10 protein-coding genes are annotated in these 14,001 nt (G+C 61.6%); 8 read left to right on the top strand and 2 right to left on the bottom strand.

Going from position 1 to position 14,001, the window contains the following annotated elements:
• The first annotated feature begins 26 nt into the window (after positions 1 to 26).
• The 4 genes from ACIPL0_RS21540 to ACIPL0_RS21555 all read left to right on the top strand — a co-directional run bounded on the left by ACIPL0_RS21540 (position 27) and on the right by ACIPL0_RS21555 (position 7,723).
• Entirely contained in the window at positions 27 to 1,919 is a 1,893-nt protein-coding gene (locus ACIPL0_RS21540) for a hypothetical protein (RefSeq protein WP_400731604.1), read from the top strand.
• 39 nt (positions 1,920 to 1,958) lie between these two features.
• Positions 1,959 to 3,482, top strand: coding sequence for a hypothetical protein (locus tag ACIPL0_RS21545; protein WP_400596506.1), 1,524 nt, complete (start codon positions 1,959 to 1,961; stop codon positions 3,480 to 3,482).
• Between the two features lie 67 nt (positions 3,483 to 3,549).
• The gene (locus ACIPL0_RS21550) at positions 3,550 to 5,457 is read left to right on the top strand and encodes a hypothetical protein (protein ID WP_400596507.1); all 1,908 of its coding nucleotides are present in this window, start codon (positions 3,550 to 3,552) and stop codon (positions 5,455 to 5,457) included.
• Positions 5,458 to 5,851: 394 nt separating this feature from the next.
• Entirely contained in the window at positions 5,852 to 7,723 is a 1,872-nt protein-coding gene (locus ACIPL0_RS21555) for a hypothetical protein (RefSeq protein WP_400596508.1), read from the top strand.
• Between the two features lie 57 nt (positions 7,724 to 7,780).
• Here ACIPL0_RS21555 and ACIPL0_RS21560 read toward each other — a convergent pair whose 3' ends face one another.
• Both ACIPL0_RS21560 and ACIPL0_RS21565 read right to left on the bottom strand, forming a co-directional pair.
• A complete protein-coding gene (locus ACIPL0_RS21560) occupies positions 7,781 to 8,587 on the bottom strand; it encodes an AraC family transcriptional regulator (protein ID WP_400596510.1) in 807 nt (268 codons plus the stop codon).
• A gap of 304 nt (positions 8,588 to 8,891) precedes the next feature.
• Positions 8,892 to 10,169: an acetyl-CoA C-acetyltransferase gene (locus tag ACIPL0_RS21565; RefSeq protein ID WP_400596512.1), complete on the bottom strand. Its 1,278-nt coding sequence runs from the start codon at positions 10,167 to 10,169 to the stop codon at positions 8,892 to 8,894.
• 142 nt (positions 10,170 to 10,311) lie between these two features.
• Here ACIPL0_RS21565 and ACIPL0_RS21570 point away from each other — a divergent pair, with 142 nt between their 5' ends.
• The 4 genes from ACIPL0_RS21570 to ACIPL0_RS21585 all read left to right on the top strand — a co-directional run bounded on the left by ACIPL0_RS21570 (position 10,312) and on the right by ACIPL0_RS21585 (position 13,984).
• Positions 10,312 to 11,667 (top strand): 3-oxoacyl-ACP reductase, encoded by a 1,356-nt coding sequence (locus ACIPL0_RS21570; RefSeq protein WP_400596513.1) that lies wholly within the window; start codon positions 10,312 to 10,314, stop codon positions 11,665 to 11,667.
• Between the two features lie 64 nt (positions 11,668 to 11,731).
• Positions 11,732 to 12,589, top strand: coding sequence for a MaoC family dehydratase (locus tag ACIPL0_RS21575; protein WP_400596515.1), 858 nt, complete (start codon positions 11,732 to 11,734; stop codon positions 12,587 to 12,589).
• A gap of 343 nt (positions 12,590 to 12,932) precedes the next feature.
• Complete coding sequence (locus ACIPL0_RS21580; protein WP_400596516.1) at positions 12,933 to 13,238, top strand: nucleotide pyrophosphohydrolase; 306 nt, start codon at positions 12,933 to 12,935, stop codon at positions 13,236 to 13,238.
• Positions 13,235 to 13,984, top strand: coding sequence for a methyltransferase domain-containing protein (locus ACIPL0_RS21585; RefSeq protein ID WP_400596517.1), 750 nt, complete (start codon positions 13,235 to 13,237; stop codon positions 13,982 to 13,984). The genes ACIPL0_RS21580 and ACIPL0_RS21585 overlap by 4 nt, the downstream gene beginning before the upstream one ends.
• Positions 13,985 to 14,001: the final 17 nt, after the last annotated feature.

The following is a 14,001-nucleotide window of genomic DNA, read 5'->3' on the forward strand; positions in this document are numbered from 1 at the left end:
GCGGACTTCCGCGCACTGGAGCGGCCATGAACATCAAGGACCTGCCGAAAAACCCGAAAGGCGGACGGGCACTCAATCCGCTCGTTTTCACCGGCTTCGACGACTCCCCGAACAACCCGCGACCGGGGTTGGGCTACAAGCAGCTGTTTGACACCACGGTCCCTGTGGGGCTGATCGCAGCGCTGCCTGCAACGGTACGCGAGGGCGATCTGGTGGTGTTCTACTGGGATGACATCGAGCGACAAAAGTATGAAGTCGATCAAGGCTCGGTCGACCGGCGCTGGCTGAGCTTCAGTGTGTCCCCAGCCGTGATCAAGGATCCCTCCGGAAGGGCGTACTACACCGTCGCCGACCCCTTCTCCGGCGACATCGAAACTTCTGACGTGCGCACCGTCACCGTCAACCGCCTGCCACCGGGCGGCCTGGACCCGGACATCAGCACGCCGATCAACGAGAAGCTGGCCCCGGCGACCATCATCCCGCCGGTGATCAACGCCGCCGATACCAACGTCACCGTGACCGTCCCCGAATGGGAAAACATGGAACTGGGCGATGAGCTGACCGTGCTGTGGGACGGCATTCGCGTCGATCAGCCGAAACTCGACATCATCGGCGGCCCGCAGATCGTCCCCATCCCCAGGGAGGTTCTGGAGCAGGCCGGCAGCAATGAGAGGCTGCCGGTCACCTATGAAATTCGCGACATCGTCGATAACTATTCGCTGGTTTCCCTGTCGGCCTTCGCTGCCGTTGATATCGGCTCCAGGCTGGTCGCGCCCCGAGTCAGGGAGGCCGACCCGGTCACGCTGATACTGGATCTGCAAGCGTTGGGCAGCGGCGACGCCAATGTCGATGTCGCTCCGTATGGCGACGTGCAAGTGGGTGACGAGTTGATCCTGAAGTGGACCGGCCGCACCGGCGCGGCCGACATCCCGCTGCCCGATCAGACCCAGGTGGTGAGTGATGCCGACAGAGACCCGGTGGTGACCTTCAGAATCCCCAACGCCCACCTGCAATTGATCGTCGGCGGCGCAGCGTCGGCCAGTTACGTGCGCCGTCGCGGCAGTACCGACCTGCCGTCGAAACGGACCAGCATCACCCTCACCGGCATGCCGCTGGAGCTTGCTGCGCCCGGTGTGGAAGAGGCCAACGGCCGGGTCATCGATCTGGGCCAGATCACCACCCCGGATGTGCATGTCGTCATTGCGGCGTATCCCGGCAAGAAGGCCGGCGACCGGATCAACCTGATCTGGAGCGGGGAACCGGCAAGCGGGCCACCCTCGCACTACAAGGCCAGTCACATCGTCACCGCCGGCGAAGAGGCTCGCGAGCACGTATTTGCCGTGGACACCCTGCTGTTGGAGCCGCTGATCGACGGAGCGCTGGCCTTGCAATATCAGGTGGTGTACGTGGACAGCGCACGGCCGGCCGATTCGAAAACGATCAATTACGCCGTGATCGGCGCCTTCACCAAGATTGAAGACTTCACCGGTATGGCATCGCAGATCATTCAGGCGAACCAGTCGATCGACACCGGCAAGATCACCATTCACTTCGTCTCCGGCGCAGGCAATGCCGGCTTTCCCGAGAACGACAGCCTGCCGTCCGACCCCGGCCCGCTAGCCTTGCCCGTGCTGCACGTGTGTTTTCAGAATCCGGTGCTCAACCCCGGCACCCAGACCCTGGAAATCGACCTGCAGGACGGTTACGTCAGCGTGCAATGTCACGTGCACGGCAGCAACGGCAAAACCGAGATCGCCTGGCTGGACAGCAGCCAGACAGTGATCGACGGCTTCGTCATTCCCGACCAGACCCACTACCCCTTCGTCTGCAACAGCACCCGCGCTCGCCCGATCCACCGCTTGCGCATCATCGGCGACAAAGACTGGACGCGCTGGGACAACTTCGTGATGACCCCCTGACCCGCGCCCACCATGGAATCTCGATAAAGGAATATGACCATGATCCCCAAGACCGCCACAGACAAACAAAAAGCCGTGCTCCGCGCCGCTGCGCGCTCAGGCAGCCCCAATGCCGCTTACCTGGCGCCGACCGTCACCCCGGTCGAAACCGACGGCGTATTGCACCCGACACCTGACAATGTCGACACGGTGGAAATCATCGTCGACTACGCCGACATGCCCAGCAATGACGTGCTGATCTTTTCCTGGAACGGCGATACCTCCATCGCGCCAGTGGCCGCCGACAACAAGCCGAAAAAAGTGGCTGTGCCCAGGGCACTGGTGATGGCCGCCACCGAAAAGACCATCGATGTGCTGTATTCGGTGGTCGACGATGCCAACCCCGACGGCGTGCCATCGGAGATTCTCAAACTGGTCGTGGACAAGTACCTCGAACCGGTATATCCCGCCCCCGAGATTACCCAGGCGTCAGGCGGTGTACTGGATATCGCGGCCCTGACCGCCGATGCCAACGTCACCGTTGCTGCCTGGCCGGGCATCGCCGCTGGCCAGAAGATCTGGCTGACTGTCACATCCAACCCGGCCTACGGCGCCACCGCCTGGGATGGCGAGGCCATTGTCGGCACCGGCGCGCAGGCCACCACCCTGGACCTTGCCAAGCTGAAAACCCTCGAAGACGGATCAACGCTTTACCTGCTGGTTGAAGTCTCTCTGGACGGCACCACCCGTGTGCCCTTCCCTGAGGCGAACTTCATCATCAAAAACGTGGCGCCCGTGTACCCGAAACCGGAGATCAAAGAAGCATCTGGAAACGTGTTGGACGTCGTCAAGCTGAGCAACACTGCCAGCCTCCTCGTTGCCAGCTGGCCGGGCATCGCGCCAGGCCAAAAGATCTGGCTGACCGTCACATCCGACCCGGCCTACGGCGCCACTTCCTGGAATGACGGGATAGTTGACGGTTTCGGCTCGCAGGTCACCTTTTTGGACGCCGCCAAACTGAAAGTCCTCAAGGACGGATCGGAACTTTTGCTGCTGGTTGAAGTGTCTCTGGACGGCACCACCCGTACGCCCTTCCCTGTGGCGACCTACACCATCAAAAACGTGGCGCTCGATTACCCGAAACCGGTTATCACCGAAGCGGTAGCTGACGTGCTCGACATCAGCAAGCTGACCGCCGACGCCAACGTCACCGTTGCGGCCTGGCCGGGCATCATCTCAGGCGAAAAAATCTGGCTGACTGTCACATCCGACCCGCCCTACGGCGCCACTTTCTGGAATGGCGGAGCAATCGTCGGTAACGGCGCGCAGGCCACCACCCTGGACCTTGCCAGGCTGAAAACCCTCAACGACGGATCGGAACTCTCTCTGTTGGTTGAGGTTTCCCTCGACGGCATCAACCGCGTGCCCTTCCCGGTCAAGACCTACTCGATCAGAACCACACCACAGGTCGGCAAGATCGTCACCATCACCACAGTGGAAGGCGCCGACGGCGTCGAGATCCCTTCGGGTGGTTCGACCGCTTACACCAGAGTCACGCTGACCGGCACGGTGGAAACAAACTAGGTAGCACCAACCGCCCCGCCGCCGGACGGCGGGCGGTTTGCCGGAACTTCAACGAAAGGACACGAACATGACAACCGAAGATCTTTCCCGCAATGCCCGGAGCGCACGGGCGCTCAATCCGATTGTGTTTACCGTTTTTGACGACACCGACCGTAACCCAAGGCCAGGGCTTGGAGTCGAGCAGCTGTCAGACCCACAAAGGCCGGTCGCGATGATCGCGAGCCTGTCGACCGACATTGGCCTGGACGACACAGTCACGCTGTACTGGGACGATAAGGTGCAGCAAACCTTCAACGTCAGTCAGTTGGTCGTCGACACCGGACAGTTGAGTTTCAGCGTGCTGCCCGATCAGATCGAAGAACCCTTGGGGACCGTGTATTACACGGTGGATGATCATTCCGGTAGCGGACCGCAGCGGTCGCCGTTGCGCACGGTGAATGTCAAGAAGAGCATTCCGGGTGGCCCCATCCTCGAGCCGGACTCGCCCACGAACATTGGGCTGCCACCGCCCAGTCTGACCCCCGTCCCCGTCGATCTGGACAAGAGAGAAAACCTTGAGGTAACCGTACCCAACTGGCGCAACATCGAGATTGGCGACAGTTGGGTGGTGCTGCTGAATGGCTCTCCAGCAGCCTCTGGCAACGTCACTAATCCGGACACCGGTGTTCAAAGCCTGTCCATTTTCTTGCGACCCGACAGAATCGCGGACGCGAGATTGCCGGTGACCTATGAGATTCGCGACGAGGTGGGCAACTACTCCAGGTTTTCGCAAACAGCGTGGGGTGAGCTCAAGCGAAGCTCTGACATCATACCGCCTGTCGTGGAGGAGACCGATCCGCAAACGCTGATGCTGGATCTGGAAGCACTGGACGGCGCCGATGCTCACGTCGCCATACCCAACGACCGCACCGTCAGAACAGGCGACATATTTACCCTGACCTGGCTCGGCGGGTACTACAACCAAAACGCTACCCCCGTGGTGTTCAACCATACAGTCACCGATAGCGCTCTGGATCCCGTGATGCGAGTCGCGATTCCCAATGCTGACCTACAACGGTTTAGCGGAGGCAAGGCCAATGTCTACTACACAAAACTTAGCGGCACCCTGAATTACCCATCGAAAAACACCTGCGTCGTGCTGAGCGGCAAGTGGCCCGGCCTACCTTCGCCCACTGTGCGACAGGCGGTAGCCGATGTCATTGACCTGGGGACCGTCAGCGATCCAGTGCTACAAGTCACCGTGCCGGCTTATCCCGGTAAAGGTTTAACGGATTACATTCGACTGTTCGGCATAGGCAATCCAGTGGACCCGCCAGCAGCTCATTATCTGGCGGATCACAAGGTGACAGAGGGTGAAGAACTCGAATCACTGGTCTTCGAAGTGAGCCGCGCTCAACTGGTCCCGTTGATCAACGGCCAGTGGCGGCTCTGTTATCAGGTCACCTATAACCAGTCGACCGCCTCGCAGACCGTAACGCAATCGAAATTTTCACTACCGGCCACATTCAGCATCATCGAAACGGAAATCGTCGAAGACGATTTCACCGGGCAGGGCCCGGGTTTGATCCAGGCCGGTGCCAGCATCGACACCGAGAATCTGGTTATCCGTTTTGTTTCTGGTGCAGGCAATGCAGGCTTCCCCGACAACGACAAGCTGCCGGAATCCCCCGGCACGCTGAATTTGCCGGTGCTGCATGCTTGCTTCCAGAACCCGACACTCAACCCCGGCACGCAGACTCTGGAAGTCGACCTCAAACGCGAGTTCAAAAAGGTCAGCTGCGACATACATGGCAGCAACGGCGCCACAAAAGTCGAAGTACTGGACAGCAGCAAGACGGTCATCGCCACCATCAATGTGCCCGACCAGGTGAATTACGCCTTTAGCCACAGCAGCGCCACGGCGGTCATTCGTTACCTGCGCATCGTTGCAGACAAGGACTGGACCCGTTGGGACAATTTCGTGATGGAAAAGTGATACCTGCAACATCGCTCTGCATCGAAAAATGATGCAGAGCGATGCTGTTTAATCATTAAACACGCTATCGACCGATATTGAATGCCCCATCACATTAATTAATAAGCCGCTGATCAAAAACGCACACTCAATAACACTTCTTATTGACGAACACTCCTGTCTTCCGACTTCAGTCGACTGTGTCTTTCATGACAAATGGCAACATTTCGCTTGACGCCACCTACCCACTTCCTATTAACCCATCCTCTTGACGAATGATTCGACAGTGATCGGATAACAAGGCACGGCTGTTCCATTCATCTTTTTCATCCTCCCGATAACCGGCCGATGCGTTCCGCCGTCTTGGCGATCTATTGCCAAAACAAAACCCATTTAATCAAGAACGGACATAACCATGAACACTAAGGATATTTCTTACAACGCCCAGGATAAACGAGTACTTAATGCGCTAGTTTTTACCGGGCTCCATGACATCCAGAACAACCCAAGGCGAGGCCTGGGTCATCAACAGCTCTCTGATCCCGCTGTACCCGTTACCCTGATCGCGGCATTGCCCGATGTCATCAGTATGGGCGACACCGTCACGTTGTATTGGGACGGTGTGGAGCAACAAAGCTACAACGTCGATACCACCACCCTGGACACCGGCTGGCTGAGTTTCAGTGTGTTGCCCGATCAGATTCAGGAGCCGTCCGGCGAGGTGTACTACACCGTCGACGATCACAGCGGTAAAGGTCCGCAGCCCTCGCCAACGCGCACGATTCCCGTCAAAAGGAGCGTCCCTGGCGGCCAGGCACCCAATCCCGAGACAGGCTTCAACGACAATCTGCAACCGCCGAGCGTGGAGCCTGCCCGTTTCAATCCGGCAACTACCCGAACCATTAAGGTCACGGTCGCGCCTTGGGAAAATATGGCGGAGGGCGATTTCTTGACGGTGTGGTGGGATGGCATACCCAAAGAAAACATTTCGGTCACCCAGCCAGGGATTGCTCAGACCGTGACGCTTTTCTTTGGCGGCGATGAGCCGCTGAACCCCAAAGTGCCTGTCAGTTATTCGATTCACGACAAGGTCGATAATTACTCGCGGGTTTCTCCGACGACCATGGTGGAGGTATTCACTTCAGGCGCTTTGCCCTCCCCCGTGATCAAGGAGGTCGATCCGGACACCCTGATGCTGGATCTCGACGCGCTGGGAGGGGCCGACGCCCATGTCTCCATCCCTCGCGCCTACTCACCTCAAGTAGGCGATATCTACACGCTGACCTGGATGGGTGGATTCGCACGCTCCGAGGCCGTGCAGATACTCGTCCATACCGTCATCGACCCCGCCGCCGACCCCGTGACAACCTTTGCGATTCCCAACGCTGAACTGCAGCGCTTCAGCAGGGGCAGAGCGCATGCCAGCTACATCCGACGTTCGGGCGGTCAGAATTCCATCAGGGCTCAAGCCTCGGCCCTTCTGAGCGGACAGTGGCCGGGGCTGGCCGCGCCTGTGGTACAGGGTGCTACTGGCAATGAGATAGACCTTGGGCAAATTGCTGATCCGCTGCGCATCACCGTGCCGGTTTACACCGGCAAGAAAGAGGGCGACCGCATCAGCCTGGTCGGCACGGGCCTGCCGTTGTCGCCTCCCGCCTCGCACCTGCTGGTCGAGCATGTCGTGCTGGCCGGAGAAGAGGCTGCCGAGCAGGTGTTTGAAGTGAGCCACAAGCAGCTGACTCTGCTCATCGGCGGCCAGTTGAAGCTGCATTACCGTATCCAGCGCTTGTCGTGGGGCCTGACCTTCCCCGGCTCGGATGAGGCCACCTACAACATCATTCGCAGCGACGGCCCGATTTCCGAAGACTTTACCGGTCAGGCACCCAACCTGATCCAGGCGGGCGAGTCCATCGACACCGGCAAACTGGGCCTCAACTTCATCTCGGGGCTGGGCTATGCCGGTTTCCCCGACAATGACCAACTGCCTGCCGAACCGGGCTCGCTGGAACTGCCGGTGCTGCACATGTGCTACCCCGGCGTTCAGGTCATGGAGGTGGATCTGCACGGCGCATTTACGCGGGTGCAGTGCGACGTGCATGGCGGCATGGGCAGCACCTTGGTCGACGTGCTGGATGGCAACAAGGATGTGGTTGAAACCATTGCCATTCCCGGTGATCAGTCCAACTACCACCTGGACTTCAACAATCCTGCGCAGCCCGCAAGTTACCTGCGCATCACCGGTGATCGGGACTGGAGTCGCTGGGACAACTTTCTGATGGAGCGCTGAGCCATCGGGCTTCCGTGAAACAGGGTTCTGCATCCGGGTCTGGGTGCAGAATCCGGTTCAGCCGCGAAATAATTCCCCCGGGGTAAAACCGAACAGGCCCTTGAAGGCTGCGATGAACGCCGAGGTGGAATCGTAGCCGCAGGCCAGCGCGGTACTGGTGACACTGTCGCCTTCTTCCAGCGCATTGAGTGCAGCCAGCAGCCGTGCCCGTTGCCGCCAGCCGCGAAAGCTCAGGCCGGTTTCGCGCTGAAACAGGCGCATCAGGGTCTTTTCCGACATGCTCAGGCGAGTCGCCCAATCGCCGAGGGTGATCGAGCTGTCCGGCGCTTCGATCAGTTCGTTGCACAGCCCGAGCAGGCGCGCATGCCTTGGCAGCGGCAAGGAAAACGCCACTTCCGGCAGGCTTGCCAGCTGATCGAGCAATACCTGCACCAATCGCGCTTCCGGACCGTCGGCCTGTGGATAATCGGCGGGCAACAGACAGAACGTCTTGATCAACTCGCGGGCCAGTGGCGTGACTTCCAGCACCCGGCAGCGGTCCGGCGCCCACTGTGAATCCGCCGTACGCACGTACAGGCTGCGCATCTCGGCGCGGGTCGAGGTGACCACTTCATGGTCGAGCCCGGCGGGAATCCACACGCCCCACTGCGGCGGCGCGAAGAAACTGCCCTGAGCGGTGTGCACGCCCAGAACGCCGCTGATAGCGTAGGAAAACTGCACCCAGTCATGCCGATGGGTCGGCGTCCACGACCCGGCCGTAAGGCTCTCGGCGCGCGCATACAGCGGGCGCGGCAAGTCGGTCAGGCTGGGGATCAGCCGTTGCGTGTCGGGGTTGCGTGCAGAGGAATGTCCGTTGACCGGCATGACGGCGCCCTATGTCGTGAAGCGGGCAGTATACCTGAGCTGAGGACTGACCTGCCCCTTAGGAGCGCGCTTGCCCGCGATCGCGGTGTGTCAGACAGATTGCTTTCGCGACCCTCGTAACCTCGGATCCCTCCCACAGGGTTTTGTCGTGGCACCCATCTTTGGCGCCCACAATTTTTGATTCTGGCCGCAGGCCGTGGGAGGGATCCGAGTTTGCGAGGGTCGCGAAGGCGGTGTGCCAGGCAATCCAAATGACACAGGCAGGTTGCAATCGCGGGCAAGCGCGCTCCTACGGGGCATCGCCTTAACGCTCCAGAATCGCCGTCACGCCCTGCCCGCCTGCCGCGCAAATCGAGATCAGGCCGCGCCCTTGCCCGGCAACGCTGAGCAATTTGGCGAGGTTGGCGACGATCCTTCCCCCGGTTGCAGCAAACGGGTGTCCGGCCGCAAGGGAGCTGCCTTTGACGTTGAGCTTGCTGCGATCAATCGAGCCCAACGGTGCATCGAGGCCCAGGCGAGTCTTGCAGTAGTCCGCATCTTCCCAGGCCTTGAGCGTACACAGCACCTGCGCCGCAAAGGCTTCATGGATTTCGTAGTAATCGAAGTCCTGCAACGTCAGACCATTGCGCGCCAGCAGACGTGGCACCGCATACACCGGCGCCATCAGCAGGCCCTCTTCGCCACGAACGAAATCCACCGCCGCTGCTTCGCCGTCACGCCAGTACGCCAGCACCGGCAAGCCGCGCTCGCGGGCCCAGTCCTCACTGCCGAGCAGCACCAACGAAGCGCCATCGGTCAGCGGTGTCGAGTTGCCCGCGGTCAGTGTGCCCTTGCTGCTGCGTTCATAGGCCGGCTTGAGTGAGGCGAGCTTCTCCAGGCTGGCATCGACCCGCAGGTTGTTGTCGCGGGTCAGGCCCTGAAACGGCGTGAGCAGGTCGCCGTGCCAGCCCTCGGCATAGGCCGCCGCCATTTTCTGATGACTCTCGAGCGCCAGTTGGTCCTGCGCCTCGCGGGGAATCTGCCAGGTCTGCGCCATCAACTCGCAATGCTGGCCCATGGACAACCCCGTGCGCGGCTCGCCATTGCGCGGCAACTCCGGCTTGAGGTTGTGCGGGCGCAATTGCGTCAGCAGCTTGAGTTTGTCGCCCGTGCTTTTCGCCCGATTGACCTGCAACAGAATCTGCCGCAGGTCTTCATTGACGCCGATGGGCGCGTCGGACGTGGTGTCGACGCCACCGGCAATGCCGCACTCGATCTGGCCCAGAGCGATCTTGTTCGCCACCAGCAGCGCCGCTTCCAGGCCGGTGCCGCAGGCCTGCTGGATGTCGTAGGCCGGGGTCTGCGGCGACAGGCGCGAGCCGAGCACGCATTCGCGGGTCAGGTTGAAATCACGGGAATGCTTGAGCACCGCCCCCGCCGCCACTTCGCCGATGCGCAGGCCATGCAGGTTGAAACGTTCGATCAGCCCCTCCAGAGCAGCGGTCAGCATGTCCTGATTGCTGGCGGTGGCGTAGGCGCCGTTGGAGCGGGCGAACGGAATGCGGTTACCGCCAATGATGGCCACGCGACGTGTCTGAATCATCGAAATCTCCCTTTCTTGTGCGAAGTTGCCAGCGGACAGCCTAGGATCTATTGCCAAGGAGTGTGGTCCACTCTTTGAATCCCGCCCAGGAGCCGCCCTCAAGGAACTGTCCTCAAGGCGCTGCTTTCAAGGAGATAGCACCATGGCATCTGATCGCTACATTGACTTCGCCAACTCGGACATCGGCCGTCGGCTGGTAGGCGCCGTCGGGCTGCCCGCCCCTGCTCGTCTGGAACGTTGGCAAGCCGGGCGGTTGCGGCCGGTGGAAGGGGCCTTGCTGCTCAGCGGCGGGCCATTGGCCGAGCGGGTCAGCGGCTTCGCACCGCGCATGACCGACCTGCTGTTCAGCTTTGGCAGCGACGTCAGCGGCGCGCACCCATGGACCGCCGAGCAAGGGGCGAAGATCAAGGCCGTGGTGTTCGACGCCAGCACCCTGTTGCACACCGCCGATCTGGCCCGTCTGCGCGAGTTCTTCCAGCCACTGCTGCGTCACCTGGAAAACAGCGCGCACATCGTGATCCTTGCCTGCACGCCCGATTCACAAAGCGATCCGCTGGCCGCCAGCACACAACAGGCCATCGAGGGTTTCAGCCGCTCGCTGGGCAAGGAAATGCGCAACGGCGGCACCGTGCAGCTGTTGCAGGTGGAAAGTGGCGCCGAGGAGCAGCTGGAAGGCGCGCTGCGCTTTTTTCTGTCGCCGAAAAGCGCGTTCATTTCCGGACAAGTCATTCGCCTGAGCCCCTGCGCTGAAAGCGTGCAGGACTGGAGCCGTCCGCTGGCCGGACGCAAGGCGCTGGTGACCGGCGCGGCGCGGGGCATAGGTGCGGCCATCGCCGAAACCCTGGCCCGTGACGGTGCCGACGTGGTGCTGCTGGACGTGCCGCCAGCCAAGTCCGACCTCGAAGCTTTGGCCGCGCGCCTCGGCGGCCAGGCGGTGGCGCTGGACATCTGCGCGCCGGACGCCGCCACGCAGTTGATCGGCCAGCTCCCCGGCGGCCTCGACATCGTCGTGCACAACGCTGGTATCACCCGCGACAAGACCCTGGCCAACATGACCGCCGACTTCTGGGACTCGGTGCTTAACGTCAACCTCAACGCACCGCAGGTGCTGACCCAGGCGTTGATCGACGAAGGCGTCATCCACGACAACGGCAGCGTGATTCTGATGGCCTCGATCAGCGGTCTGGCCGGCAATCGCGGACAGACCAACTACACCGCCAGCAAAGCCGGCCTGATCGGCCTGGCCAGAGCCATGGCGCCCGCGCTGAAAGCCCGTGGCATCAGCATCAACGCGGTGGCGCCGGGCTTTATCGAAACCAGCATGACCGCGCACATGCCGTTCGCCCTGCGCGAAGCCGGGCGGCGCATGAGCTCGCTGGGTCAGGGCGGCCAGCCGCAAGACGTCGCCGAAGCCGTGGCCTGGTTGAGCCAGCCGGGCAGCGGCGCGGTCAGCGGCCAGGTGCTGCGGGTCTGTGGACAAAGCGTCATTGGCGCCTGAGGTCTCTATGCTCGAATCATCCCCAAGCTCTCCGGAAAACGGTGGCAAACACAGGAACAGCGCGATGAGCGGACACTGGCGTTATCTGGACAGCCCGCCGGCCCTGCCCGGCCTGTTCATGCAGGCGGCGCTGCGGCGCAAGGTCAGCGGCGCACAACTGCCCGATCAGGGCCTGCGCTGCTGGGTGTCAGTGGACCCGGACAAGGTCAACACCTTCGCCAAGGTCTGCGGCTTCATCCCCGGCAGCCTGTTGCCGCCGACTTATCCACACGTGCTGGCCTTTCCGTTGCAGATGAAACTGCTGACCGACAAGGACTTCCCTTTCCCGCTGCTGGGGCTGGTGCATCTGAGCAACCGCATCAGCATTCGCCGCCCCTTGGGCGGAGTGATCAAGGCCCAGGTCAGCGTGCGGGTCGCCAACCTGCAGCCCCATGCCAAGGGCGCAACGTTCAGCCTGATCACCCAGATCGAGGATGCGCTGGGCCTGCTCTGGGAAGAAGACAGCACCATGCTCTGTCGCGGCGCCCATGTCGACGGCCAGCCGGAAGGCGCTTTCGAGCCAGCACCGCTGCCCATGACCGAACTGGCGACCTGGTATGCGCCGTCGGACATCGGCCGGCAATACGCCAGGGTCAGCGGCGACTACAACCCGATTCACCTGAGCGATGCCAGCGCCAAACTGTTCGGCTTCCCCACCGCCATCGCCCACGGCCTGTGGATAAAAAGCCGCACGCTGGCAGCGCTGGAGGACCATTTGCCGGCGTCGAATGTGGATATCTCGGTGGAATTTCAGAAGCCGGTGCGCCTGCCGGGTGAAGTCCACCTGTCCGCCAGCGCCGCAGGGTCTCATGGACAGTTCAAGGTCGAGGGCAAGGCAGGGATCGTGCATCTGCTCGGGAGCTGGCAGCCGGCGGCTGAGTGACAGCCGTTCCAGACTGGGCTGCTCTTCACGTGGGAGGGATCGGAGGTTACGACGGTCGCGAAGGCGGTGTGTCAGACAGAACGCTTTCGCGACCGTCGTAACCTCCGATCCCTCCCACAGGGAAAGCGGTGTGCCAGCTGCCAAAAGTGGACCTTCGGGCCAAGAACCTGTGGGAGCGAATTCATTCGCGAGAGGCCGGATCAGACCGCACAAATGCCCCGTCTGAAAAACCGCATCGCGAATGAATTCGCTCCCACAGGCTGATCGGCCACAGGTCTGTCAGCGTCCCCCTTGCGTCCCGCGCGCTTCCCCCTGAAGCTACGCACCTTCAGGAGACGCACCCATGAACCTCGACGAACTCACCCAGCGCCTGCACCGTATCCGCGATACCAACGACTGGCGCCAATTCCACAGCCCGAAGAACCTCGCCATGGCCGCCAGTGTGGAAATGGCCGAGCTGGTGGAAATCTTTCAGTGGAAAACCGAAGAGCAGTCGCGCCAGTTGCCGGCTGACGAACTGGCCCATGCCGGCCAGGAAGTGGGCGACATCATCCTCTATCTGCTGCTGATGTGCAGCGAACTGGGGCTGGACATGAACGAAGTGGTGCGCGCCAAGCTGGCCGACAGCGAGCGGCGGTTCGCCAAATGAGTGACCGTCACTTCGACCAGCTCGCCACGCGCTTCGCCGAGAAGATCTACGGCGGCGCCAAGGGTGCGATCCGTCTGGCGGTGTTGCAGGCCGACTTGCTGGAAAGCCTGCCGGACCGCCCGCTGCGGGTGCTGGATATCGGCGCGGGCCTGGGCCACATGTCGCTTTGGCTGGCCGAGCGCGGCCATGAGGTCACCCTCGCCGAACCGGCCGAACCCATGCTTGAAGGCGCGCGCCAGCGTTTTGCCGAGGCCGGCCGTACCGCCACGTTCATTCAGGCGCCGTGGCAGGAACTGCCGCAACTGCTGAGCGAGCCGTACGATCTGGTCATCTGCCACGCCGTGCTGGAATGGCTGGCCGAGCCCTACACCATCCTGCCGGTCTTGCGTCAGCTGACCCGCGCCGACGGCTGGCTGTCTCTGGCGTTTTACAACCGCGACGCGCTGATTTATCGCAATCTGCTCAAGGGCCACTTCCGCAAGATGCGCCGCAACACCCTGGCCGGTGAAAAACAGAGCCTGACCCCGCAAGAACCTCTTGATCCCCGCGAATTAGCGGCGCAACTTGAGGGTATGTGGCGAGTCGAAACCCAGAGTGGCGTTCGGGTCTTTCACGATTACATGCCCGTCGAGTTCCAGGCCCGTGCCGAGCTCGCGGATCTGCTGGAAATGGAACTCGCGCACCGACGCCATCCAGGCTTTGCCGGTTTGGGACGTTATCTGCACTGGATGTGCCGACCTGTCTGACGGTTATCTGCGGAGAT

Source organism: Pseudomonas sp. NPDC090208, from assembly GCF_044746785.1.
Lineage (GTDB): Bacteria > Pseudomonadota > Gammaproteobacteria > Pseudomonadales > Pseudomonadaceae > Aquipseudomonas.

Coding starts and splice junctions, on each gene's coding strand:
- ACIPL0_RS21540 (WP_400731604.1), top strand. CDS start 27: ATGAACATCAAGGACCTGCCGAAAAACCCGAAAGGCGGACGGGCACTC.
- ACIPL0_RS21545 (WP_400596506.1), top strand. CDS start 1,959: ATGATCCCCAAGACCGCCACAGACAAACAAAAAGCCGTGCTCCGCGCC.
- ACIPL0_RS21550 (WP_400596507.1), top strand. CDS start 3,550: ATGACAACCGAAGATCTTTCCCGCAATGCCCGGAGCGCACGGGCGCTC.
- ACIPL0_RS21555 (WP_400596508.1), top strand. CDS start 5,852: ATGAACACTAAGGATATTTCTTACAACGCCCAGGATAAACGAGTACTT.
- ACIPL0_RS21560 (WP_400596510.1), bottom strand. CDS start 8,587: ATGCCGGTCAACGGACATTCCTCTGCACGCAACCCCGACACGCAACGG.
- ACIPL0_RS21565 (WP_400596512.1), bottom strand. CDS start 10,169: ATGATTCAGACACGTCGCGTGGCCATCATTGGCGGTAACCGCATTCCG.
- ACIPL0_RS21570 (WP_400596513.1), top strand. CDS start 10,312: ATGGCATCTGATCGCTACATTGACTTCGCCAACTCGGACATCGGCCGT.
- ACIPL0_RS21575 (WP_400596515.1), top strand. CDS start 11,732: ATGAGCGGACACTGGCGTTATCTGGACAGCCCGCCGGCCCTGCCCGGC.
- ACIPL0_RS21580 (WP_400596516.1), top strand. CDS start 12,933: ATGAACCTCGACGAACTCACCCAGCGCCTGCACCGTATCCGCGATACC.
- ACIPL0_RS21585 (WP_400596517.1), top strand. CDS start 13,235: ATGAGTGACCGTCACTTCGACCAGCTCGCCACGCGCTTCGCCGAGAAG.